At 44.5% G+C, this 1677-nt stretch carries 2 protein-coding genes; both read left to right on the top strand.

What is annotated here, in order from left to right; translation table 11 throughout:
• Positions 1–72 precede the first annotated feature (72 nt).
• Positions 73–1008, top strand: a complete 936-nt coding sequence (locus B4K20_RS07960) for a VWA domain-containing protein (protein ID WP_289244949.1) — start codon at positions 73–75, stop codon at positions 1006–1008.
• A gap of 88 nt (positions 1009–1096) precedes the next feature.
• Positions 1097–1677: vWA domain-containing protein (locus tag B4K20_RS07955; protein ID WP_289282504.1), on the top strand; the 581-nt coding region annotated here is incomplete at its 3' end.

Genomic DNA, 1677 nt, shown 5'->3' with positions numbered 1-1677 from the left:
CCCTAACTATGAAAAGAATGTGATCAGCAGCCAGCGTTCAATTGAGAGTAAAGCGTTCAAGGTAGATCTTCCATGAGAGTGAGTTACCAAAAACGTATATTGCTAACAGCCATTGTGATGCTGACGGCGTTTATATTTGTTGTGGCTGCTTTATGGTTCCCGCTGGTCAAGCGAGATGTCAAAATCATGGATGCCATCTTTGTCATCGATATCACCGACAGCATGAATGTGAAAGATGCTGAACTAGACGGGGAGAACGTCAGTCGCTTAGCGTGGGCCAAAGAGTTTACGCGAAGAACGTTATTAGAAATGCCATGTGGTGCTCATGCGGGATTGGCTATTTTCAGCGAATCCAGAAGTTTAATTTTGATGAACCCAGTTGAAGTCTGTGGGTCTTATCATGATTTGATACAGATGCTTGAGCAGGTCAATCCTTATATGGCCTGGGCCCGTTCCAGTGAAGTCTCAAAAGCGGTCTATACCGCTATTCGTCAGGCTAAAGAGATTGATCCCAGACCGACCATTGTGATGTTGACAGACGGGCATGAATCTCCCCCGATTAATCCCACCTTATTTCCTAAGTTTGCTGGTAAGCCAGGTGAGATTCACGGAATCTTAGTCGGGATTGGTGGTGAGGAGCTTCTTCCTATTCCTAAAACAAATGACAAAGGTGTGATTGAAGGCGTATGGGGAATCAATGAGGTGATGCATGAAGATGTGTTTGCCTCAATGCGAGCTGATAGGGATGTCAATGTGAATAAACCCAGAAGTGAACACCTGTCCTCACAGAAAAAATCTCACTTGGCTACCTTAGCGAATCGGGTAGGATTTGCCTTTGTCTCATCACCAAATGACCCGGTGGATCTAGTCGATACTATCCGAGATGAGTCTAACACCCGTGAGCAAACCATCGATTATGATTTATATGCCTGGTTTGCTGGTGCAGCCTTGTTTTTAATTTTGTTGGTGTTTCTACCCTATAGGTGGTTTGTACGAACAGACGACTAATACATGGAGTGAGTTATGTTTGACAGGGATTGTCATTTTAGTCTGACGATTTTCAGATCTTTTGTATGGCTGCGCCTGGCAGGATGTTATGACTGAGTTCAATTGGGCTCATCCTGTTTTTTTCTACTTTCTCCCCCTGGCCTTGTTACCCTGGCTGTTTCTGAACACGACTAAAACGGTTGTTTGGCAAGGGTTTATTCCTAGAGACTCATTGTCTTTAATACTGTCATGGCTTAGCAAATTGTCAGCATCCGTTGCTATTATTTTTCTACTTCTGGCTCTGGCGAACCCTTACATTCCTGAACAAGTGGTTGAACGCACTCGCCAAGGAGCGGAGTTTGTCATTCTGTTAGACCGTAGCCGCAGTATGGATGACCAATTTGCTAGGCCGCCATGGAATACTCTTCGAAGGGACACTGTGATTAGTAGAAGCAAACGCGAAGTTTCAAGGGATTATCTTGCTGAGTTTGTGAGGCGCCGTCCAGATGACCGTTTTGGTTATGTTTTTTTTAGCACCAAATCAACTGAAATATTGAAGCTTACCTACAACAAAGAAGCCGTTCTGGCGACGATCAATGCCGGTGGACTCGGTAAAGGTTTATCTCAAACGGATATTTTCAAAGCGCTGAGTTTGGCTGTGAATATGTACAAAGATGAGCCTTACCGTGG

The organism is Methylophaga sp. UBA5088, from assembly GCF_002414625.1.
GTDB lineage: Bacteria > Pseudomonadota > Gammaproteobacteria > Nitrosococcales > Methylophagaceae > Methylophaga > Methylophaga marina.
This window is presented reverse-complemented; position numbering and strand designations above follow the sequence as displayed.

Excerpts from the sequence above, each read along its gene's own strand:
- B4K20_RS07960 (WP_289244949.1), top strand. The coding sequence starts at position 73 with ATGAGAGTGAGTTACCAAAAACGTATATTGCTAACAGCCATTGTGATG.